This is a genomic window from Dactylosporangium sp. NPDC000555 (assembly GCF_040300025.1).
In the GTDB taxonomy this organism is placed as follows: domain Bacteria; phylum Actinomycetota; class Actinomycetes; order Mycobacteriales; family Micromonosporaceae; genus Dactylosporangium.
Genome location: NZ_JBEPDB010000002.1, coordinates 217828 through 238484, shown reverse-complemented (window position 1 = coordinate 238484; position 20657 = coordinate 217828). Strand labels below are relative to the sequence as shown.

Below are 20657 nucleotides of genomic sequence, written 5' to 3'. Positions count from 1 at the left end.
CGCCGGTTTACGGCACATGTCCGGGACACCACGGCGGACATCGGCCAGGCGTCAGGCGGCCTTGAGGTATCGGCCGTTGTGGTAGAGCAGCGGGGCGCCGTCGGAGTGCTCGCCCTGGATCGGCTCGGCCAGCACGATCGCGTGGTCGCCGGCGTGGACCCGCTCGGCCACCCGGCACACCAGCACCGCCAGGGCGCCCTCCAGGACGGGGACGTCATGCGGGCCGGACCGCCAGCGCAGCGGCGCCGCGAAGCGGTCGATGCCGCTCGTGGCGAAGCGCCGCGCCAGCTCCTCCTGAGACTCGGTCAGGACGTGCACCCCGACGTGCGACGCCTGCTCCAGGGCCGGCCAGCTCGACGAGCGGCGGTCCAGGCAGAAGGACACCAGCGGCGGATCGAGCGACACCGAGGTGAACGACGTCGCCGTGAAGCCCGCCGGGCGGGTCTGGCCGCCGGTGGTGATCACGACGACCCCGGCCGCGTGCCGGCGCAGCAGGGAGCGGAACAGGTCGGCGTCCATCGTGGTGGTCGTGGCGGCCATGGGGTACCCCCTGTTACGAGACGGTGAGGATGGCGGCGACGGTCGACGGGTCGGCGCGCAGGCGTTCCAGCCATTGCACGACGTGGGCGGCCACGGTGCGGTGGGTGATGTCGTTGAGCGCGTCGTGCCGGCCGTCGCGCACGGTGGCCAGCTCGGCCCGGGCCAGCCGGGCGGCCAGGTCCCGCGCGCCGCTCAGCGGCGCGACCGGGTCGGCCTCGCCGTGCACGAGCAGGACGGGCAGAGAGATCGCGGCCGGGTCGACCGCCTCGACGAGCGACCGTGGCACCGGCTCGGCGAGGGTCCCGCGCTCGAAGCCGCCGTCGGCCTCCAGGCGGGCCCGGTGGGTGGGGCAGGCGCTGCGGGCCTCCAGCTCGTCGCCCCAGTCGAGGAAGCCCCGGCCCGGGACGGCAGGCTCCGGGAGGGCCTGGGCCGGCGGGGTCCACGGCACGCCGGCCGCGATCACGCCGGCGGCCGGGACCGTCGCGGCAAGCGCGAGGGCGTGCAGGGCGCCGGTGTCGGAGCCGGCCAGCACCAGCGGGGCGACCGCGTCCGCGGCGACGGCGGACACCGTCTCCGGCGTGGCCGAGCGCACCGCGTAGCCGTCGGCGGCGAGGCGGCGGCCGAAGCGGTCGTACACCCCGGCGTGCTCGCCGCGGCCGGGCAGCAGCAGGACGGTGCCGCGCACGGCGATCGCGGCCGGCGGGTCCCAGCGGGCGCCGGCGACGACGGGCGCTCCGATCGCAGTGCTGACCGAGGTTCCGGCGGCCGTGCTGGCGGGGGCGGTCACCGGGCACCCGCCGCGACCGGCTCAGCGCTGGACGAGGCGGCGCGGCGGGCGAGCGACCGGTGGCTCGGATCGACAGGAAAATTCATGAGAACGGATGCCTTTCGAGCGCATGAGGGTGCACGGGAGCGCACCCGCCGGGGCGGGCGCGAGAACGAGTGAGGTGCGCCGGGCGGAAGGACCTATCGACAGAGGGCGCTGGCCGTGCGCCGGAGATCGACGTAGCGCCGCGCCACGCCGGGGTGGGTCGAGGTCATGGCCCCATCATGCGGAGGCGTCGCGACTCTCGTCAATAGACATCGGGATGTGTCCTATCTATCGAGATAAAGCCGATGGGTTTGCTAGGGAACTAGCTGCCACGCGCGGCAGGATGCGTTGCGGCGAGGCCCGGCACGCCCCGGACGACCGGCAGACCCGTCACGGGCGCTCGACCGGCGCCCACAGGCTCGGCAGGTTGACGACGACGCCCTCCTGGCTGCTGCGGGCGATGACGACCACGGCCTCCTCGGCGCCCGGGTTCTCCTCACGATGGGGCACGTACGGCGGCACGAAGATGTAGTCGCCGGGCTCGGCCTCCAGGCGCACCTCGGCGTCGCCCTCGGCGAAGACGAAGACCGGGTGGCCGGAGACGACGTAGATGGCGGTCTCGGCCTCGCCGTGGTGGTGGTCACCGGAGCTGGTGGCCGGGGCGACGTGGGTGCGGCCCATCCACAGCTTGTCCGAGCCGACCGTCTTGCCGGAGATCGCCTCCAGCCGCGTCATGCCCGACGTCTGCCGAGTGTCGCCGCTCAGCTCCGCGCCCTTGACGTGGCGCAGCGGGGCATGCCAGTGATCGGCCATGCGGGTCTCCTTCTCATCGCGACCGGGTGCTGCGTCAAGAGTGCTCAGGCGGGCGCGGGCACCAGGCCGAGCAGCGTCGCGGCCGGCTCGGAGGGCGCCTCGTGCAGCAGGTCCGCGAGGGTCACGCCGGTGAGGATCTCCTCCGTGCGCGCCTGGATGGCCCGCCACACCGCCGTCACCGCGGCCGCCCGGGTCACGTCGGCCGGGTCGTCCGGGTCATCCGGGATCTCGCCGTGCACGGTGAGCAGCTCGCCGTCGACGGCGCCGACCACGTCGGCGAGGGTGATGTCGGCGGCGGCGCGGCTCAGCCAGTAGCCGCCCTCACAGCCGCGCTGGCTGCGCACCAGGCCGGCGCGGCGCAGGTCGCGCATGATCGACTTGAGGAAGCGGTAGGGAATGTGCTGCGCCGCGGCGATCCCCTCGCAGACCAGCGGGCGGTCCGCGTCGCCGGCCAGCTCGACCAGGGCGCGGATCGCGTAGTCCGCCTTCGCCGAGATGCGCATCGCGGCACGTCCTTCAGCAGCGGAAGTGGTTGATGGGAAAACCATAGCAAGGTGCTCTGGTTTATATCCATTGGCTCCCGCGGTACGACTGCCGAATTTTGAGTCTTTTCGACCGATTTGTCGTTGACTCGGTGATGGCCGGGCGCGAGGCCCGGACGGACGGGAGCATCAAGATCATGAACCGCAGAACCCTGCTGGTGGCGGCCGGGGCCGTCGGCGTCACGACCGCGCTCGGGGGCGCGGCCGCCGCGATCGCCGCCGTGGACCCGGAGGCGGGCCGCCGCCCGCAGCCGATGCTGACCTGGGAGCTCACCGGCGGGTTCGTGCCGGCCGGCTGGACGCTGCTGCGGGCGCCGCGGCTGGTCGCGTACGACGACGGGGTGCTCATCGCCGACGCGGCGAAGCGGCTGCGGATCGGCGCCGGCGACCTGCGCTCGCTGCGCAACCACGCCACGACGGTCCTGCGGGACCCGGCCAACGCGCGCCGCCGCCCGGGCGCGCCGATCCTCGCGGACGTGCCGTCGACGGTGCTCACCGCGCGGACGAACGGCCGGCGCTTCCGCCTGTCGTTCGAGGGCCTGGAGGAGACGCGGCGCGACAGGGCCTACCCGCCGCCGGCCTACTCGCTGCTGGACCACCTGACGCAGCTGCGCGACCGGGTCAACCGCTCGGGCGCTCCGTGGCGCCCGGACGCGGTGCGGCTCGTCGCGAGCCTCGTCGAGCCGGCGCGGCCCACGACGGGCCCGGTCGCGAACTGGCCGGCCGGCGTGCCCGTGCCGCGGTTCCGCAAGGACGAGTTCGTGACGCGCATGGACCTTCGCGACCGCCCGGCGCGGGCCCTGATCAAGGCGATCCCGAATCCGGACCGGGCCCAGTGGCCGGTCCTCCGGCTGCCCGACGGCCGCCGGGCCCAGGTCAGCTGGCGCTTCCTGCTGCCGCACGAATAGTCAGGCCTCCGCCGCGAGCTCCTCCACCACGAACGACTCCATCCGGCGCAGCAGCTCGCGCAGGTCCGGCAGCGACAGGTACCGCGTGTCGACGTCCACGATCATCCGTACCACGTCCGGCACGTCCTCGACGGTGACCATGAGCTTGACGCCCAGTGACGGCAGCGGCTCCTCGGAGACCACCCGGGTCTCGGCGAGGGCCGAGCGCACCTCGTCGGGCCCCGCCGGCGCGGACCCACCGTCCGCGGGCCGCGCGGTGCGCCGGTCGTTGTACAGGCAGGTCAGGTCGAGATGCTCGCCGCGCTCCAGGGAGATCCGCTCGGTGAGCTCCGCCCGGGCCTCGGGGTCGTAAAAGGCGTACTTGGACGCGCTCATCGACGCCGCCCGGGCCCGGGCCACCGCCTCGGCGGCGGAGACCCCGGCGACGTCGAACACGCACAACCCGTCCTGGGTCACCGGGCTCACCACGTCGCGCAGCGCCGCCCGGAACCGGTTGCTGATGATCCCGATCGCGACGAACGGCCCGCCGCCGGGCAGCACCCGCTCCAGCCCGGCGGCGAACGCCGCGAGCAGCACCCACGCCGGGTCGGCGCCGAGCCGGGCCGACACCGCGCCGGAGGCCAGGTGCATCGCCCGCGACTGCCACCGCATCCGGCAGTACGTCGGCTCGCCCCGCTGCACCGGCCCCCGGAACAGGCTCGCAGGGATCGTGCGCAGGTGCGACTCCCAGTAGCGCATCGCCGACGCGGTCTGCCGCACCAGGTCCGGCTCCCGCTGCCGGCGCACCAGGTCCAGCGGCTGCGGCGCCTCGTACGGCCCGGCCGGCTCCCCCGTCACCGGGTCGCGCTCGGCCAGCTCGCGCAGCATCACCGCGATCCCGCCGAGGTCCGCCGCGATGTGGCAGATCAGCACGACGACGTGGGTGACGGCCCCGTCATGCCGGACCGCGCCCATGCGCAGCGGCCACTCCTCGGCGTAGTCGAACTTGCGCTCGCGCCACTCGGCGGCCAGCGCCTCGGCCACCGCCGCCGCGTCCTCGTCACCGGCGGTGTCGACGACCTCCAGCACGGCCTCCCCGGACCGGAACACCTCCTGCGTCACCGCGCCGTCTCCGGAGAACCGCAGCAGTGTGCGCATCGCCGCGTATCGGCTCATGAAGAAGCGCAGTTCCCCGGCGATGTCCTCGACGGTCCGCCCGTCGGTGACGGCGACGGCGCCGCCCATGCTCATCGACGAGTCGATCTCCGTCATCGCGGCCCAGACCTGCTGCTGCCCCCAGGCCAGCGGCCCGGTCCCGGCGCCAGGCCCCTCGAACGGGACGATGATCCGCTCCACCAATTCCGATCCGCTCCCAGCTCACCAACGCGTGCCCGGCATCCACTGCGCTGGATGCTGGCACACCGCCACAGCCCTGGGAACCGCCATTCGGCGCGTGTTCCGCCGACTTTCATCGCCAGTTGATCCATGACTCGCAAGAAGCCGCCACGGGTTTCGGACATCGACGGCCGCCTCGACCTACGAGCCGCCCGTTCCATCGCACAGTTGGGCGAAGGCCTGGTCCGCGTCGGCGACCGCCTCGAGCTGAACGTCGCGCGCGGTCCGCCCGCCGGCGATCTTCTGCCAGTTGGTCCGGGCCAGTACGCGTTGCACCGCGATCACCTGGGCGGCTTGCAGCCGGGCCCCGATACCCGGGCCGAGGACGGCGGCCAGCGCGTCCTCATCGTCGAGCATGTACTGCATGAGCCGTCCCGCCAGGCTCGGCGTGGTGAACACCAGCCGATGGAACGCCACCACCTCGGGATGATCGTTGAGGCCGGTGACCGGCTCGAAGCGATCGAGACCGGCCCGGAAATGCCGGTGCAGCGCCGTCATCGGCGCGATGCCGGACCGACGGTCGCGCACCACGCGTGCGGCCTCACCGTGGTGGTCCGCGAACCGGTGCAGGATCAGGTCCTCCTTCGTCGCGAAGTAGCGGAACAGTGTCGGTTTCGACACCTCGGCCGTCGCGGCGATCTCGGACACCGACACCTGGTCGAACCCGCGCGCCAGGAACAGCGAGATCGCCGCATCAGCGATCACGTCCCGGGTTCGTACCTTCTTGCGGGCCCGCAGCCCGACCGGCTCGATCACCTTGCCAGGGTAACATTCATTACCAGGTTGCATTTTTAACTCGGTAACGATTTGATGGGGCCATGACACTCAGAAAAGGACCTCCGGTGCTCGTCACCGGGGCGACCGGCCGGATCGGACGCGCCGTGATCGACCTGCTGACCGACGCGGGCGTACCGGTCCGCGCCCTCGTGCGCCGCCCCGAGTCGGCGGCGACACTGCCCACCGACGTCGAGATCGTCACCGGCGATCTCACCGTGCCCGGATCGCTCGACGCCGCGCTGCACGCCATCGGCGCGGTCTTCCTCGTCTGGACCGCCCCGCCGCAGACCGCGGCGGCCGTCGTCGACCGGCTGGCCGCCCACACACAGCGGGTCGTCTACCTGTCCGCACCACACCGGACCCCGCACCCGTTCTTCCAGCAACCGAACCCGATGGCGGCGCTGCACACCGAGATCGAGCGGCTCATCGCGGCCACCGGACTCGACTCGACGATCGTCCGGCCGGGGATGTTCGCGTCGAACGCCCTGCTCTGGTGGGCCGCCGCGATCCGGGGCGACGGCGTGGTCCGATGGCCGTACGGCGCGGCCGAGACGGCCCCCGTCGACGATCGAGACGTGGCCGCGGTCGTCGCGCGCACCCTGTGCGAGGACGGACACGCCGGCGGCGACTACGTCCTGACCGGCCCCGAGTCACTCACTCAGGCCGAACAGGTCAGCATCATCGGTGACACCCTGGGCCGCCCGATCACGTTCGAGGAACTGCCGCCCGACGAGTTCCGGCGCGCGGCCCCGGAAGCCTCGCGCCCGGCCGTGGACATGCTCCTGGCTGCGTGGAACGCCACGCTGGGACAGCCGGCATACGTCACCCACACCGTGTCCGACATCCTCGCCACGCCACCACGAACGTTCCGCCAGTGGGCCGCCGACCACGCCACCGCGTTCACCGAGGACCCCCACGCGCGCTAACGTTCCAGGCCATGGGTTCCATTGCGTTGGCCGAGGAACTGCTCCTGCTCGCCTACGACGACGAGTCGGGTAAGGCAACCGGCTCCCACATCGGGCTTGACCTGGGCATGGCCGCCGCCGTGCTGGTCGAGCTGGCACTGGCCGGCCGGATCGTCTATGTCAACGGAACGATCGTCGCCACCGAGCCGTCGCCGATCGGCGAACCGATCGCCGACGAGGTGCTGGCCCGCCTCGCCGCCGACACGCCGCATTCGCCCGCCTCCTGGGTGCAGCGGCTGCGTCACGGACTGCGCGACCGGGTCCTCGCCGACCTCTGCGACCGCGGGGTGATCCGCGACGTCGACGAGACCACGATGGGCGTCATCCATGTCCATCGGTACCCCACCGTCGACCCGGCCGTGGAGGCCGAGGTCCGGGCCCGCCTGAGCCAGGCGCTGGTCGGGGACGAGGTGCCCGACGAGCGGACGGCGGCGCTGGCGACGCTCGTCGCGGCGGCGCGGATGGCGCCCGCGCTCGGCCTGACCGGCACCGACGCCGACGCGGCCCACCAGCGGCTGCGGCAGATCGGCGACCGTGCCGGCTTCACCGGCTCGGTGAGCATGGAGGAGTCCTACATCCGTCCATCGGTCGCGCTCGTGGTCGCCGTGCTGGTGAGTGCCATACAGATCGCGCTCGGCACGGCACCGCGCTGACCCGGCCGCGCCTCACCCGTCAAACGGCGTTCGGCCCGGGCGTCTTAGGAAAGCGTGGCTGAGCCTGTGTTCGGCGGGCCCGAATGCCTGGTCTACAAGGACCTGCCGGAGCCCGAGCCGATGCCCGGTCAGGTCGTCATCGAGATCAAGGCGTTCGGCATCAACCACGCCGAGGTACACATGCGCCGGGGTGAGTGGGCCGAGGCCGCGCAGGTGAGCGGCATCGAGTGCGTCGGGCTGGTGCATGCCTGCACCGGCGGTGAGTTCCCGGTCGGTGCCAAGGTCGCGGCGCTGATGGGTGGCCTCGGGCGCACCATCAACGGCAGCTATGCCGAGCTCACCCGGGCGCCGGCCTCCAACGTCGCGCTCATCGAGTCCGATCTGCCCTGGGCCGAGCTCGCCGCGATCCCGGAAACGTACGCGACCGCGTGGACCTGCCTGTTCCGCAACCTGGAGATCGCTCGAGGGCAGACGCTGGTCATCCGCGGCGGTACGTCGCGGCGCCCACAGTGCCCGGGTTCTGCATGATCACGGAGCGAACGTGCTGCTCCTTGTACATTTTCACTCCGTGACCATGGCGAACATGATGGCCGGTCGACGCGGATCGCAGGCACGGCCCGTGCCGCCCGAACGACGGTCACTCTTACTCGCGCTCGACCCTTCGCAGCCCGTGGGTGGGCGTCCACCACTCGACGACGAGCCGCGTGGCCTCGTTGTTGAGGTGCGTGTGCACGACCTCGGCGATGTCGGCGCGGAAGCGGTCGCCGTCCGGGCCCTCGGTGATCGGTCCGGCGGGGACCGCACGGCCGGAGATCTTCGCCTCACCCGGCCACAGCGCCTCGCCGCCCTCGATCGGGTCGACCGTGGCGCTGTGCAGGGCGAACCGCGGATCCCGGCGGAGATCCGCGCCCTTGCGCGCGTTCGACATCGAGCCGAAGACGAGTTCGCCGTCCTCGAAGGCCGCCTCGATTCCGGAGATCCGCGGCGACCCGTCGGAACGCAGGGTGGCAATGGTCTTGTGTTTGTGCGCGTCGAACAGCGTCCGCACCCGGTGCGCGAATGCCGGCACTGCCCGTTCGATGTCCTGCCACGCCGTCATAAGTCCATGATCGCACCGATGCGGGCCCGAAACCCGGCACCGGTGAGTGTGCGGTGCTCCGCGGCTCATGGAAGCCGGCTCAGCTGTTCCTTTTGCCGCAGCAGAGCCGCTCTCCTACGGCGGGCGGCGCGCAGATTGACGATGGCCAGGACGCCCAACACCGACACCACGACGAGCAACGACGGCTCAAGCTTGTGCCGCAGGGTGGTGATGACGAACGCACCGACGGTGAACAGCAACCAGGCGCCCAGCCCGAGCCAGCCGGCGACGACGCGATCCCGGGCGAACATCGGCGTCCTGCGGGTCACGGCCCAGCCGCCGAACACCGCCCAGCACAGTCCGATCGCCGCCAGTACCGCGAACGCGACCAGGGTCCGCGGTGGCAGCCCGGGCTCCGTCGCCCACAGCAGCCCGATCAGGCCACTGCCTGCGAGCCCGGCGAGCGCCAGCGTCACGTATCCGACCCTCTTGCGCAGCGACAACGGCGCGTCGAGCCGCTTGCCCCTTTCGCGCCAGCTCGCGGCGCAACAGCTTCCTTGCCCGGTTGAGCCGCGACTTGATGGTGCCGACCGGAACAGCGCAAATCTGTGCGCACACGTCCAGCGGCAGATCCTCGATGTAGAACAGCAGCAGTACCTCCCGTTCCCTGGTCGGAAGCGCCGCCAACGCGCCACCGAGCGTCTCCCGGTCGACCACCGCTTCCGCCTCGTCGGCCCCTGGCAGGTCGTCGACCGGCTCGGGCGCCGGGCGTGCGTAGGCTTCACGCAGCCGGTTCATCACGACCCGGCGAGCGACGGCGAAGATCCAGGGGGCGAACCGGTCCGGCTGCCGCAGCCGCGGCAGCCCCTTGAAGACCGCCAGCCACACCTCTTGCACGACATCGTCGTCGGGTCCGGCCAGCATCCGCCCGACGTACCGCTCGATCGCCGGATGCCATGCCCGTATCAACTCGGCGAAGGCTTCACGTTCGCCCAACTGGCAGCGAACCACCAGCAACTCATCGGCCATCTGCCCTCCTTCGCCTGTTCAGTCGCGGCCCACGGCTTGCAGGTTCATTTCTCGTCCGTTTCTCCTGCAGACCCTCTGAACCGCGCACGGGCAACGGTCGGCGCAGCGGGCGCGGGTGGTGAAGATCGTTCACACCAACCTCGACGACGACCCGGCTCTGGAGACCGCGGCACTGGTCTTCCGCAAGGCGGGAGGCACCGCAGAGCCAGGTCGTCGCCTTCGACCGGGACGCCTCCGGAAGCATCCGCCCCCTCGGCCAGGTTGTCGGCCGGGGGTACAAACTCAACATTCGCGACATCGGCGTGCGCGCTCAGGGCGGCATCACCGCCGACGCCTCGGACATGATCGCGTGCTGCGACACCGGTCAGCCAAGTTCACGCAGCTCGGCGGGCCGACGGTAGTCGGCGAGCCGGCCACCGTGACCGACCTGCAGGTGAGCGTCCACGACGTGACGCTCCGACCGGCGGCAAGCGGTCCGCAAGCAACTGCACCTTCAGCTGCGCCGGAATACCCGCCTGGGCCTGGGGCAGCTACGGGGACCTACCATGCCCCGCCGGCGCCCGGCCAGCAGGCGATCAACTTCAGCTTCGACGCGAACATGCCAGGCGGTGACGTCGAGGCAATGTTGATCATGGTCGCCACAGACAGCGACAAAAAGATCAGCGACCTCAACCCGGCCAACAACACAACCATGTTCCACATTCGCATGCGTCAATGGCAGATAAGGGTCAGCGTAACGACGGACGCGCAGCGGCCGGTGGACGACGTGTACGGCATTCGCAACTCCAGGTCAGCAGCGAGCCGTACTGTACTCAGCCCAACCACCGGCAGCCAGGTCGTCCGCTTCACCGAGCCCGGCCCGGAAAGGACCTCGCCCTCCGCGTCGCCCCGGTCGAACTCGAATGTGGGCCGCGACAACGACGGCGATGCCCACCGGTCGTGTTGCGGTGCCATCGCGGTTGGTCGCTACAGCGCAAGCAGCCGGCGAAGCCCACGGTCGACCTGGCTCACCAGGGTGGCTGAAATCCGACCGTGGCGGTGACCGAACGCGGCTGGGTCCCCGAAACGGATGCGCGACAGGTCGATGGTGCCGCCTCCGGCAAGGTCCGCCGGCAAGGGCAGCAGAATGCCAGGCACATCACCATCGGCTCGGTCGTGGATCAGCACCACAACCGGATACGCCTCCGAATACACATTGGCGCTGACAACGAGCACACGAATCCGCCTGCTGCCGAGGGCGTAGTCGACAACGTCGCCTCGGGACAGTGGCGCGGTCCGGACTACCACGCCGCGTTGAACTCAGCGAACGCAGCAGCGTCCTCGCCTTTGAGGGACGCATGCCAGACTGCCGCGGCGGCCACAGCCTTGCGGTCCAGGTACTCACGAATAGCCTCAGCCACCACCGACGACCGGTTCCCGCCAGCCGCAGCCGCGTTCAGCGCCGCACCGAGTTCGTCGTCGAGTGTGATCGAGATACTCATGGTCATGCCGCCGACACTACCATCGATAGCGTCTGCGACACGATCACCGGCACTATCGACGTGCGGTGAGACCTGGGCCCGCCCGGACAGTGACCGCGGCGCGGGCGACGGAGGGTCTGCGCGTGGGCCGAGGCGCAGTTACATGTCCTGGTTGAACGAGCCGAGCGACTGGTCACTGAAGGCGGCGCCCTTCGAGCGGTCACGGAGTTGAGGACCGAGGCATCATCCCGGTCGACGAGCCCGGCGGACAGTCGGCTGGCAGACTGGCCGACGTGCCGAATGTGTACCCGACCGGTGTGGTCGTCCCGAGCGTCGATGGCAGGCCCAGCACCTCGGCGCTGGGGCGCGGGGTGGTGGCCGACGCGCTGCGCGGTGTCGATCCGGTCGGGGCCCGGGGTGCCGAGGCGTCGACCGACTGGCGCCACGACTATCTGGTGCACTTCCGGCGGCTTGTCGAGGCGGGGCTGCCGTCCCGCGACGCGGCGCTGAGGATCGCCCGCGACGGGCTCGCGTCGCTGCACGAGCGCATGCGGTACCGGGGAAAATCGGACGGTGGCGAGGAACCCCTCGACGCCGCGTTCACGCCTGGTGGTCCGCCGCTGGCGACGGTGACCGTAACGGGGCGGGGGGAGCCGGAGCGTGAGCTTATCGTTCCGTACCGTGGCCGCCACCTCGCCGGCGAGGAGCTCGACCGCCAGCTCGGGCACTGGGTCGCCGCCGGTGCGATGGAGCGCTCCTGCGCCGACATGGTCAGGACCGTTGCCGCGAACCCCGGCTGGCTGTCCCTGCCAGGGCGGCACGTCGTCGTCCTCGGCGCCGGCGCGGAGATGGGCCCGCTGTGGGCGCTGCTGCGCTGGGGCGCCGACGTGGTCGCCGTCGACCTGCCCCGGCCGGCGATCTGGCAGCGGCTGACCGCCCTGGCCGAGCGGCACGCGGGCCGACTCCACCTGCCGGCGGCCGGCGAGGAACGGGGCGCCGACCTGCTGCACGATCTCGGCCGGGTCACCGAGTGGATCGAGGGCTTCGACGGTCGGCTCGTGCTCGGCAACTACGTCTACGCCGACGGGGCACTCAACGTCCGGGTCGCAATGGCCGTCGACGCGCTCACCGTCCGCCTGCGGGAGCGCCGGCCCGACCTCGGGCTCGCGTTCCTGGCCACACCGACCGACGTGTTCGTCGTGCCCGACGACGCCGTCGGCGAGGCGAATAGGCGCTACGCGGCGGCGACCGGCATCGGGCGGTTCCGGCGGCCGCTGCGGGTGCTCAGCGCCGGCCGGCTGCTCACCCGCAACTACCCGCCCGGCCTCTATCCGGGGATCAACGACAGTCTGGTACCGCAGCAGGGCCCGAACTACGCTCTCGGGAAGCGGCTGCAGCGCTGGCGGGCGGCCGAGGCACGAGCCGCGGGCATGCCGGTGTCATTCGCTGTCGCACCGGCCACCCGCACCCGCAGCGTGGTGAAGAACCGCCTCCTCGCCGCCGCGTTCGCCGGCGCCCACCGATTCGGCATCGAGGTCTTCGAGCCGGGGACCAGCAACACGCTCATGGCCGCGCTGCTCGTCCACGATCTCAACGCCGACCGTCCGGTACACGAGCACCCGTGGCAGGACGAGGCCTACGCCGCGGCCCACGGCGGACTGTGGCGCCAGCCGTACTCCGCCCGCAGCGCCCTCGGCATCGCGGTCCTGATGGGTATCGGCGCCACCCGCAGCTGAAGTGCCACCCCCGCGGCGCGTCCGCTCAGGCCGGGCGTTCGTCCAACCGCGCACCGGCGCGTCGGGATGACAGTGACTCAAGGGCCGCCAAGCTGCTGCCGGTGTTGGCGCTTACCGAGGCCACCCCAGCGTCGCGCGTTGCCACCCTTCGCCGGATCAACCAGGGCATCGACGTTTTGCGGGGCTGGCGGGGCCTGCTGAACCACAAACCTGTCAGGCCGCCGACCGGATGGCGATCACGATCCTGATGGGCGGCCGGCGCTGCGGAAGGTGCGCGGGAAGTCTGCGCCGCTAATGCGGCGAGCAGCGTCCACGCCTCCAACGCCGCGCCCTCGACCGGCCCGCGCAGCGGCACCATGTGGTCCCACAGCCAGGCGTGCGAGAAGGCCGGCGCGGCGTCCGCCGCCCGCCAGGTGTCGAGGATCTCCGCGTACGTGAGTCCCATCTGGCTGGTCTTGATGCCGAACGAAAACACGTCAGTTGCCTTGGGCATCAGTGGATCACCAGCTCGAGGTTGCTGCCGGTGCGGCGCGCGCCGGCGGTCTCGAAGAGGGCGATGGCCGCGGTGTTGGCCTCGTGCACGTCTGCGGCGACCGTCTCGACGCCGCGGGCGTGGGTGGCCGCCAGGATCTCCGCGAGCATGGCCTCGGCGAGGCTGGCGAAGACGTCGTCGTGCCAGGCGTCGATGCTGAGGAAGAGGCGGCCGTCCGGGCGGGGCGAGGCGTCGCCCCGGCCGACCACGAGGTCGTCGTCGAGGGCATGCCACTGCCGCTCGGCGACGCGCGTGATGACGAGTGTGTCCATCGGTGTCACCTTTCGGGAGATCCCAAAGGGACGCTCCCGGGCGGCACCTACTGCATTCGCCCGACCGTGACGGGAATGGGGAGCACCCACATCGCTACAACGTTCACGGTGCTCACCCCCTCAGGCCGGACCTCGGTCGACGGACCGCTACCGCCGCCGCCCGCCGCCCGTCCAGCGATTCAGTGATCTCAGGCGGCCGGTCATCGTGCGAACCGTTGGTCATTGTTTGCCGAGCAGACGTCGGGCGATTGGCCCGTACTCCTCCAGGATCTGCTGGACCTCGGTGTCGTTCATGCGGGATAGCCCCCGCTTGCGGGACCAGTACTCGTCACGTTGGGCGCGCAGTGACGTCAGTCGGTCCTGGTCGGGGTAGGGCCGAAGATGAAAGTCGATCCGGCTGACATAGATGAACGCCACGGGTCGCAGTTCTTTGCCGGTCCACGCACCCGGGCCGTCGGAGCCGATCGAGCAGGGTGAGCGCGTCCTGCTCGGGAAGGCGCACACTTGCAGGTATGACGCAGTTCACGACCGAGTTCCATGGCTACGATCGGGCCGAGGTCGACAAATTCGTCCAGACGGCCAATGACGACATCGCGTCGGACGAGCCGAGCCGAAAAGCCAGGGCTCAGGCCGAAGCCCAGGCGGTCAGCTTCCGGGTGGTCCTCCGTGGGTACAGCCGCCGGGAGGTCGACCACTACCTGCGCCGCATCGCCAAGGGCCGTCCCGACGACCGGACCTGAGATACCGGCGACGCGGAGAGGACGACAGCCCCGGTTCGACACGCCCCTACGACCGCAGGGTGAGCCGGATCGCGTCGAGCCGCTCGGCCGGGGTGTCGGACCAGGCGGCGCCGCGCAGCTGCTCGGGTGTGGTGATGCCGGCCAGGGCCAGCGCGTTGCCGACCCGCCCGACGAGGTCGGCGACGGTGTCGGCGCCCGGGGCCGCGGCCAGCGGCTCGCCGAACTCGTCGGACCAGCCGAACCGCGCGGTCACCCGCAGATGCGTGAACCCGCCCTCGGCGACCATGGTCCAGTCCGGGCGGCGCAGCTGCCAGCGGGCGCTGCTGGCGTATGGGTGCAGCAGCGGCAGCGCCTCGCACCACGAGCCGAACAGCGACCGCAGCTCGTCGAGCGTCCCGTCGATGGTGCTCGACGTCGAGTGCGGGTAGAACATCATGCCGTCCAGGGCTCTGGCCTGCGGCGCCTCCACGTCCGGTTGGGTGGTCCACAACTCGGCCGGGCTCCGGTCGTCCGGGGTAATCATCCACTTCTGGTAGTGATGGATGACGTTCTCCCGGGGCCCGGTCGGCTCGACCAGCAGCCGGAGCGTCCTGCCGTGGGCGGCGGCGAGCGTCAGCGTGGTGCGATCGCCGCGCCAGCGCGCGAACGGGACCCGGCCCTCGTCGCCGACGAGCGGCGGGTGGCCCAGGACGGCCACCGCCCCGGCCAGCGCCCGCCGGAACGCCCGCGCGGCATCGGCCGCCTCGACCGGCTGGGACACCGACAACGAGCTGATCTCACCGTGCCCGCGCTCGCCCGCGTCCCAGTCCCCGACGCCGATCCACGCACCGGTGTCGGTGCTGAACCCGGCCGACCCGTGGCGCTGCGCCGCCTGCCAGCCCCGGGCCGCGACCAGCCGGTCCAGCGCCGCCCGCGACCAGTCGCCGAGCCCGTCGGCGAGGATGGCGCACCACCGCTGCCATGTGGGTGAGGGCTCCGGCAGCAGCGTCGCCGGGTCCGGGTTCTCCGCCTCCTGCTGCGGCTGCGCCGCGACGGTCCGCAGCCGCGGGGCCCGCAGCCCGTTGTTGTTGAACGAGCTGAACGTCACCTCGGCCGGATCGGCCGCCCCGTGCACGTCGCGCAGCGTCCGCACGATCACCTCGGCCAGCCGCCTGGCCGTGGCCGGCGCCACCGGTGCGGGCACCTCCGGCTGGCCCACGGTCGCATCGTCGTCCCACCGGGCCCACCCCAGCGCGGCCAGGCCCTCCGCCGCCGGCGAGCCCGGCCGGCCGGCGGTCGTGAGTACGAACACGGCCGGGCCGTCCACCACGCGGCCGCGGCCGAACCGGATGAACTGCACAAAGGCGTCGCCGACTGTCAAGGAGACCGCGTCCTCGGCCCGCAGCCGCTCCAGCGCCTCGGCCAGCTCGCCCGCCACGTCTGCCCATCCCACACGGTCCACTGAGGACACCGGCCCACTCCCATGGTTGCATCGCACATGCTGTACGCGGACCGTCAGGATGCCCCAACCTCGCGGCCGGGGCATCCCCGCGGCGCCGGGGTGCTAGCCGAGCGCGCAGCGCTTGCCGTTGACGGTGAAGTTCACCGGCAGCGCACCCGTGACATTGTCCCAGGTGCCGTTGAAGCCCACCCCCGTCAGCGTCGCTCCGGCGGCGAGCACGCCGTTCCAACTCGCGTTGGCGATGCTCGCCGTCACCCCGTTCTGGCTGAACGTGCCGTTCCAGCCCTGGGAGAAGGTCTGGCCGTTGGCGAACTGCCACTGCAGGTTCCAGCCGTTGAACGCGACGCCGGACTGGTTGGTCAGGCTGATGTCGACCTGGAAGAACCCGGGCCAGGTCGTGACCACCCGGTAGTCGACCCTGCAGGTCGCGGCCGGCAGGTCGTCGTCGGAGACGAGGAACACGTTGGGGTTGATGTCGGCGGCCGGTGTGTCGGTGTTGCGGGAGATGACCTGGGCCAGCGTCGTGTGGAAGTCGATCCCGTACTGCGCGGCGATCGTCGTCAGCCCCATGTCGTTGCCGTAGAAGAACCGGTCGCCGTCGCGCAGCGCGAGGAACTGCCTCGTCCAGATCGCGCGCTGCAGCTCGCCGAACTCGCTGCCGGGCACGTGCCGCTCGGCGATCATGCCGGTGAAGGCGTCGACGTTGTTGACATTGCCGTACACCGCGCGCAACCGCGCGGCGGTGGTGCTGCGGCGGACGCCGGAGGTCGAGCCGTCCGCGGCGCCGACGACCGTCGCGGTGCCGTTGATGTCGGCGGTGCGCAGGAAGTCGAGACTGTTGGGGTTGTCGGCGCCGGAGCCGGCCGGGAACGCGTCGGTGGCCTCGCCGGTGATGGCCGTGAACGAGGTCTTGGGTGCGAGCCCGTACGCCTGCCGGAGCTGGTTGTAGCTGGGCATACCGTGGTCGCGGCCGCGCTCGATGTCGATCGCGCCGAGGTCGAGCACGCCGGTGAAACAGGCGGGCAACGTCGGGCCGTCCAGGCAGGTCGGGTTGGCCGAGACGGGCACCTGGAACAGCACACTGCGCAGCTGGTTGTCGATCATCTCGTCGTTGTTGTACTGCGACTCGCTCAGGCTGGTCAGGAACGGCCCGAGGCCGATCGCGGGCAGCAGGTCCGGGTTGAAGAACGCGACGTTGAGCGGGATGCCGATCGCCACGTCCGCGCCGTCGACCTGGACGTCCAGGCCCTGCGCCCGGAAGGCAGCCAGCTGGGCCGCCGTGTAGCGCGACGCCTGCGTCTCCGCCGTGAACTCGCCGTGGATCTGGCTGTGCGCGCGGTATCCGACGACGGCGAACTCGTTGCTCAACGTGGTGTCCACGTTGGCGTTGTAGCCGGTGTACCGCGGCAGGCTGACGCCCATCGCCGGCAGGAACTCGTTGTAGGTGATGTACTGCTGCTCGGCGATCACGATCCGCCGGGCGATCTGGAACCGGTCCTCGGCGCTGAGCGAGCTCGGCAGCATGGACACGATCCGGTTGTGCTCCCTGGCGAAGAGCGTGTGGGTCGCGGTCAGCGCGACGTTCTCGTTGGCTCGCACGTCGCCCGCGACCGCGGCGTTGTTGGGGTTCGCCGCGAGCCGGCCGTCGACGTTCATCGCCGGGGCGGCGGCCGGGTTGCCTCGGGCCGTGCGGCGGGGCAGGTAGCTGCCCGGCAGCATCAGGGTCGCGGCGTTGTTGGCCATGTTGTTGTCGTACGGCCCGTCCCGCATCCACTCCAGACGCTGCGGCGTGCCGCCGTACACGGCCCACGCGTCGATGTACGAGCTGACGGTGTTGACCTGCTGGCGGGGGTTGGTGACGCCGGTGCCCGGCGCGCTGAGGTCCCGGGTGAACGGGATGACGCCCAGCGTGTTGGAGAAGGTTTCCAGCGGGTCGTTGGCGTTGAACGGAATGTTCGCGGCCTCGGTACCCCCGGCGGCGAGCCCGAAGGTGTGGTCGAGGAACTGGCCCCAGGTCCAGCTCCACTGGGTCACCCGGTGCTCGGAGAAGATGTTCTGGTGCACGTCGTTGAAGATGCGGTTGCTGACCTGGCGGCTGTTCGGTCCGGCCACGGGCTGGCCGCGGCCGTCGGCGTACCGCGCGGCGGCCACCCTGGAGTAGGCCGTGCCCGCCTGGCCCTGGGCCGGCCGGGCGAGGTTGTTGCGGCTGCCGTCGAGGCTCTCCACGTCGAAGGAGACGGCGCCCTGGGCTGGATGCGCGCCCATGACCAGCAGGCTGGTCATGGTGGCGCCGACGACGATCGTGTGCAGCGCGTTTCGGAGTCGTCGCCGGAGGGGGCGGCGACTCGGGTGGACTGGGGCGGATGAACGCGGCATGGTTCCTCCCACGCGGCTCGAAGCCTCGCGTGTGGCGTGCCCGACTCCGCGGAACGCACAGCATGTTGCGTACCGTTCAGCCGAGGGACGGCGAAGCAGGAGGCTCGCCAGAGATGTTGGGTATGGTCCGGAGCGCCGGCGCCGTGAGGCCAGTTTGGACTTGATCCAGACAAGAATCAATAGATGATCATGCCGTTTGTAAAGGACCTTGCCAGATACAGATCGATTGCCCCGGCGGCGTCTCATGGCTGCTCGCCGCGGCCGCCCACGTCGATGCGGCCGGGCTACTGGCGCTGCACACATCCGGAGCGGAGCCCGAGGCGGGAGATCAGCTTCTCGGCGCTGCGCCGGCTGCCTACCCGCTGCGCGGCTGGACACGCTGACGGTGCGGGATAGCGGACGTGCCAGCGCTGCCTTCAGGGCAAGGACGCCGTACGGGAGCCGGGCAAGCGCCGGACGGCGAGCAAGCTGAAGCAAGGTCGCACGAAGCTCACGGCAGTCGAGGCCGCCCCGCGCGACCGGCCCCGTGCGCTGGTGTCAGTCGATGTCCGGATTCACCAGTCCCTCTTCCACTCGTGAGGTGAACTGCAATCAGACCAGCCGCGGCCGGGCCGCGCCAGTGGGAAGTCCTACCGGCATCACGACCAGAGCAGTCACCGGCAGGCCGCCGGACTCGGCACGTCGAACCCGTTGTCGTCGCTGTCACGGAGTCGGCCCTGGACCTGCTCGGCGTTCGGGTGGTCGAGGTCGGTGAGGATCGCCAGAGCGTCCCGCCAGCGGTCCCGGGCCGCGCCGGTGTCTCCGCTGGCCTGGTGGGTGTCGCCGAGGCGTACCAGCGTGTCGGCCTCGTTGTACTGGGCGCCGAGGTCCCGATACCGCGCGAGCGCCTGCTGGTAGGCGGCGACGGCGTCGGCGTGCCGGCCGTAGCTGCCATGCGTGCCGATCCAGGCCGGCGTCCACGGCGAGCGCAACCGCGGCCATGAGCACCTGGTACTCGACGGTGAACCAGTCCGTGGCCGCCCCCACAGACCCGACGTCGTCCACCGTGACGCCGGCCACCGGCGGGATCGGCTCGATCACGTCCCGGGTCGGGTAGAGGACTACATCCGCCCGGTGGGCGCAGCGCAGGTAATGGTCAAGCAGCCGCCGTACCGCCGCCTGCCGGTCGGCCTGCGGTTCGTCGAACGCGGCCAGTTCGCCGGCGTAAGCCCGTAGCAGGTCGTGCAGGGCATACCGGCCGGGCACCCGCTCGGTGACCAAGTGGGCGCGGACGAGTTCGGCCAGCATCGGCCGTACCCGCACCGGTGAGATCCCGGCGAGGCTCGCCGCGGCCGACACGCTCAGATCCGGGCCGGGATGCACGCCCAGCAGCCGGAACAGCCGGGCAGTCTGCTGGGACAGCTGCTGATAGGACCAAGAGAACACCGAGCGCACATCGGTACCCGGATCGCCGGTGGTCAGCGTGTCGAGCCGGCCGTGCCGGTGGCATAGTTCGGCCGCAAGCGCGGAGAGCGGCAGCCCTGGTTGGGTGGCGGCGCGGGCGGCGACGATCGCCAGGGCGAGCGGGAGCCGCACGCACCCTTCGATGATCTCGTCAACCGCGGCCGGCTCGGCCGTGGTGCGGTCCGCACCCACGCGCCGGGCGAGCAGGTCGCGCGCCTCGTCGGCGTCGAGCAGGTCCAGCGGCAGGGGCAGCGCACCAGCGCCCGCTATCAGCCCGGTGAGCTGATTGCGACTGGTGACCAGGACCAGGCAGCCGGGCGTGCCGGGCAGCAACGGGCGGACCTGCTCGGCGTCCCGGGCGTTGTCCAGCAGCACCAGCATCCGCCGCTCGGCCAGCAGGCTGCGGTACAGCGCGGCCTGCGCGTCCAGGCCCGCCGGCACCCGCTGCGCCGGCACGTCCAGCGCGTCGAGGAACGACCGCACCACCTCTGCGGGTGTCGCGGCCGTGCCGGCCGGATCGAACCCGCGCAGGTTGACGTACAACTGCCCGTCCGGGAACCAGTCACGGACCTGGTGGGCCCAGTGCACGGCGAGCGTCGTCTTGCCGATCCCCGCCATGCCGGACACCGCCCAGATGACGACCGTGGGGGTCGCCCCGCCGGCTTCCAGACGCTTGTCGAGCTGGTCGAGCTCATCCCGGCGTCCGGCAAACCCGGCGGCACCGGCAGGCAACTGGGCAGGCGCCACCCGGCCACCGGCCGAGTGGGCGCCGGCCGGTGGTGACTGCACCGACGGCGGTGCGGGTGCCGGGCTCCGGTCATTGCGTAGCAACTGTAGGTGTGGCTGCTGTAGTGCCGGTCCCGGTTCGTTGCCGAATTCGGCGACAAAGCGCCTGCGCGCCTGCGCGTACCAGTCGAGGGCGACAGCGCGCTGACCATCCCGGTCCAGCCCGACCTGGATCTCTGCGCCGGCGCCCGCGACGAAAGCGCCTAGATCGGTTGGGGTCACGCCCAGTGCTTCGACCAGCAATCGGACGGTGTGCGGACGCGGTCTAGCTGATACATCGGCTTCCAGACGGCGTATCGTGCGGACGTTGAGGCCCGTGCGCTCGGCCAGCTCCTCCTGGCTCATCGGGACACCCCGCCGGGCAGCCCGCAAACGAGACCC

24 protein-coding genes and 2 pseudogenes are annotated in these 20657 nt (G+C 71.4%); 7 read left to right on the top strand and 19 right to left on the bottom strand.

Annotated elements, in window-relative coordinates; all coding sequences use genetic code 11:
- Positions 1-51 precede the first annotated feature (51 nt).
- The 5 genes from ABT297_RS03200 to ABT297_RS03180 all read right to left on the bottom strand — a co-directional run bounded on the left by ABT297_RS03200 (position 52) and on the right by ABT297_RS03180 (position 2667).
- Positions 52-540, bottom strand: a complete 489-nt coding sequence (locus tag ABT297_RS03200) for a flavin reductase family protein (protein WP_350544035.1) — start codon at positions 538-540, stop codon at positions 52-54.
- Between the two features lie 13 nt (positions 541-553).
- On the bottom strand, positions 554-1327 hold the full coding sequence (locus ABT297_RS03195; RefSeq protein WP_350544033.1) for an alpha/beta hydrolase: 774 nt from the start codon (positions 1325-1327) through the stop codon (positions 554-556).
- Between the two features lie 179 nt (positions 1328-1506).
- Positions 1507-1581 carry a putative leader peptide gene (locus tag ABT297_RS03190; RefSeq protein WP_350544119.1) on the bottom strand — a complete coding sequence of 25 codons (75 nt, stop codon included), beginning with the start codon at positions 1579-1581 and terminating at the stop codon, positions 1507-1509.
- Positions 1582-1741: 160 nt separating this feature from the next.
- Complete coding sequence (locus ABT297_RS03185; protein ID WP_350544031.1) at positions 1742-2164, bottom strand: cupin domain-containing protein; 423 nt, start codon at positions 2162-2164, stop codon at positions 1742-1744.
- A 44-nt stretch (positions 2165-2208) separates the two neighbouring features.
- Positions 2209-2667 (bottom strand): RrF2 family transcriptional regulator, encoded by a 459-nt coding sequence (locus tag ABT297_RS03180; RefSeq protein WP_350544029.1) that lies wholly within the window; start codon positions 2665-2667, stop codon positions 2209-2211.
- 176 nt (positions 2668-2843) lie between these two features.
- Between ABT297_RS03180 and ABT297_RS03175 the strand changes: the two genes are divergently transcribed.
- Entirely contained in the window at positions 2844-3614 is a 771-nt protein-coding gene (locus ABT297_RS03175) for a hypothetical protein (protein ID WP_350544026.1), read from the top strand.
- Here ABT297_RS03175 and ABT297_RS03170 read toward each other — a convergent pair whose 3' ends face one another.
- Both ABT297_RS03170 and ABT297_RS03165 read right to left on the bottom strand, forming a co-directional pair.
- Entirely contained in the window at positions 3615-4949 is a 1335-nt protein-coding gene (locus ABT297_RS03170; protein WP_350544024.1) for an amino acid adenylation domain-containing protein, read from the bottom strand.
- A 180-nt stretch (positions 4950-5129) separates the two neighbouring features.
- On the bottom strand, positions 5130-5813 hold the full coding sequence (locus ABT297_RS03165) for a TetR/AcrR family transcriptional regulator (RefSeq protein WP_350544021.1): 684 nt from the start codon (positions 5811-5813) through the stop codon (positions 5130-5132).
- Here ABT297_RS03165 and ABT297_RS03160 point away from each other — a divergent pair.
- The 3 genes from ABT297_RS03160 to ABT297_RS03150 are packed head-to-tail and all read left to right on the top strand — an operon-like array spanning position 5807 to position 7911.
- Positions 5807-6691, top strand: a complete 885-nt coding sequence (locus ABT297_RS03160; RefSeq protein WP_350544019.1) for an NAD(P)H-binding protein — start codon at positions 5807-5809, stop codon at positions 6689-6691. The two genes, ABT297_RS03165 and ABT297_RS03160, sit on opposite strands and share 7 nt — an antisense overlap.
- An 11-nt stretch (positions 6692-6702) precedes the next feature.
- Positions 6703-7383, top strand: a complete 681-nt coding sequence (locus ABT297_RS03155; RefSeq protein ID WP_350544016.1) for a GOLPH3/VPS74 family protein — start codon at positions 6703-6705, stop codon at positions 7381-7383.
- A gap of 54 nt (positions 7384-7437) precedes the next feature.
- Positions 7438-7911 carry an alcohol dehydrogenase catalytic domain-containing protein gene (locus ABT297_RS03150; RefSeq protein WP_350544013.1) on the top strand — a complete coding sequence of 158 codons (474 nt, stop codon included), beginning with the start codon at positions 7438-7440 and terminating at the stop codon, positions 7909-7911.
- A 115-nt stretch (positions 7912-8026) separates the two neighbouring features.
- Here the strand turns inward: ABT297_RS03150 and ABT297_RS03145 are convergent, their stop codons facing one another.
- The 3 genes and pseudogenes from ABT297_RS03145 to ABT297_RS03135 form a co-directional block, all read right to left on the bottom strand.
- A complete protein-coding gene (locus tag ABT297_RS03145; RefSeq protein ID WP_350544010.1) occupies positions 8027-8482 on the bottom strand; it encodes a pyridoxamine 5'-phosphate oxidase family protein in 456 nt (151 codons plus the stop codon).
- A 65-nt stretch (positions 8483-8547) separates the two neighbouring features.
- On the bottom strand, positions 8548-8937 hold the full coding sequence (locus ABT297_RS03140) for a hypothetical protein (RefSeq protein ID WP_350544124.1): 390 nt from the start codon (positions 8935-8937) through the stop codon (positions 8548-8550).
- Between the two features lie 70 nt (positions 8938-9007).
- Positions 9008-9490: pseudogene (locus tag ABT297_RS03135) on the bottom strand (RNA polymerase sigma factor); the annotation flags it as partial.
- A gap of 418 nt (positions 9491-9908) precedes the next feature.
- On the opposite strand from ABT297_RS03135, the gene ABT297_RS03130 reads away from it, so the two are divergent.
- Positions 9909-10532, top strand: coding sequence for a hypothetical protein (locus ABT297_RS03130; RefSeq protein ID WP_350544121.1), 624 nt, complete (start codon positions 9909-9911; stop codon positions 10530-10532).
- On the opposite strand, the gene ABT297_RS03125 is transcribed toward ABT297_RS03130, so the two are convergent.
- Together ABT297_RS03125 and ABT297_RS03120 are read right to left on the bottom strand one after the other, a co-directional pair.
- Entirely contained in the window at positions 10457-10684 is a 228-nt protein-coding gene (locus ABT297_RS03125; protein WP_350544116.1) for a hypothetical protein, read from the bottom strand. The genes ABT297_RS03130 and ABT297_RS03125 overlap by 76 nt on opposite strands.
- Before the next feature lie 86 nt (positions 10685-10770).
- Entirely contained in the window at positions 10771-10977 is a 207-nt protein-coding gene (locus ABT297_RS03120) for a hypothetical protein (RefSeq protein WP_350544008.1), read from the bottom strand.
- A 266-nt stretch (positions 10978-11243) separates the two neighbouring features.
- Here ABT297_RS03120 and ABT297_RS03115 point away from each other — a divergent pair, with 266 nt between their 5' ends.
- Positions 11244-12686: a hypothetical protein gene (locus ABT297_RS03115; RefSeq protein ID WP_350544006.1), complete on the top strand. Its 1443-nt coding sequence runs from the start codon at positions 11244-11246 to the stop codon at positions 12684-12686.
- Positions 12687-12711: 25 nt separating this feature from the next.
- Here ABT297_RS03115 and ABT297_RS03110 read toward each other — a convergent pair whose 3' ends face one another.
- The 3 genes from ABT297_RS03110 to ABT297_RS03100 all read right to left on the bottom strand — a co-directional run bounded on the left by ABT297_RS03110 (position 12712) and on the right by ABT297_RS03100 (position 13907).
- Positions 12712-13179 carry a hypothetical protein gene (locus ABT297_RS03110; RefSeq protein ID WP_350544004.1) on the bottom strand — a complete coding sequence of 156 codons (468 nt, stop codon included), beginning with the start codon at positions 13177-13179 and terminating at the stop codon, positions 12712-12714.
- Positions 13179-13490: a GNAT family N-acetyltransferase family protein gene (locus ABT297_RS03105; protein ID WP_350544001.1), complete on the bottom strand. Its 312-nt coding sequence runs from the start codon at positions 13488-13490 to the stop codon at positions 13179-13181. Before ABT297_RS03105 ends, ABT297_RS03110 begins: the two co-directional genes overlap by 1 nt.
- A gap of 219 nt (positions 13491-13709) precedes the next feature.
- Positions 13710-13907: a hypothetical protein gene (locus ABT297_RS03100; RefSeq protein ID WP_350543999.1), complete on the bottom strand. Its 198-nt coding sequence runs from the start codon at positions 13905-13907 to the stop codon at positions 13710-13712.
- 95 nt (positions 13908-14002) lie between these two features.
- On the opposite strand from ABT297_RS03100, the gene ABT297_RS03095 reads away from it, so the two are divergent.
- Positions 14003-14230 (top strand): DivIVA domain-containing protein, encoded by a 228-nt coding sequence (locus tag ABT297_RS03095; RefSeq protein WP_350543996.1) that lies wholly within the window; start codon positions 14003-14005, stop codon positions 14228-14230.
- A 46-nt stretch (positions 14231-14276) separates the two neighbouring features.
- Here the strand turns inward: ABT297_RS03095 and ABT297_RS03090 are convergent, their stop codons facing one another.
- From ABT297_RS03090 to ABT297_RS03075, 4 genes and pseudogenes are all read right to left on the bottom strand, one after another.
- Positions 14277-15662, bottom strand: coding sequence for a DUF6301 family protein (locus ABT297_RS03090; RefSeq protein ID WP_350543993.1), 1386 nt, complete (start codon positions 15660-15662; stop codon positions 14277-14279).
- A 111-nt stretch (positions 15663-15773) separates the two neighbouring features.
- Positions 15774-17954 (bottom strand): peroxidase family protein, encoded by a 2181-nt coding sequence (locus tag ABT297_RS03085; protein ID WP_350543991.1) that lies wholly within the window; start codon positions 17952-17954, stop codon positions 15774-15776.
- A gap of 746 nt (positions 17955-18700) precedes the next feature.
- Positions 18701-19018 (bottom strand): tetratricopeptide repeat protein, encoded by a 318-nt coding sequence (locus ABT297_RS03080; protein WP_350543987.1) that lies wholly within the window; start codon positions 19016-19018, stop codon positions 18701-18703.
- A gap of 664 nt (positions 19019-19682) precedes the next feature.
- A pseudogene (locus tag ABT297_RS03075) lies at positions 19683-20648 on the bottom strand (helix-turn-helix domain-containing protein); the annotation flags it as partial.
- Between the last annotated feature and the right edge of the window lie 9 nt (positions 20649-20657).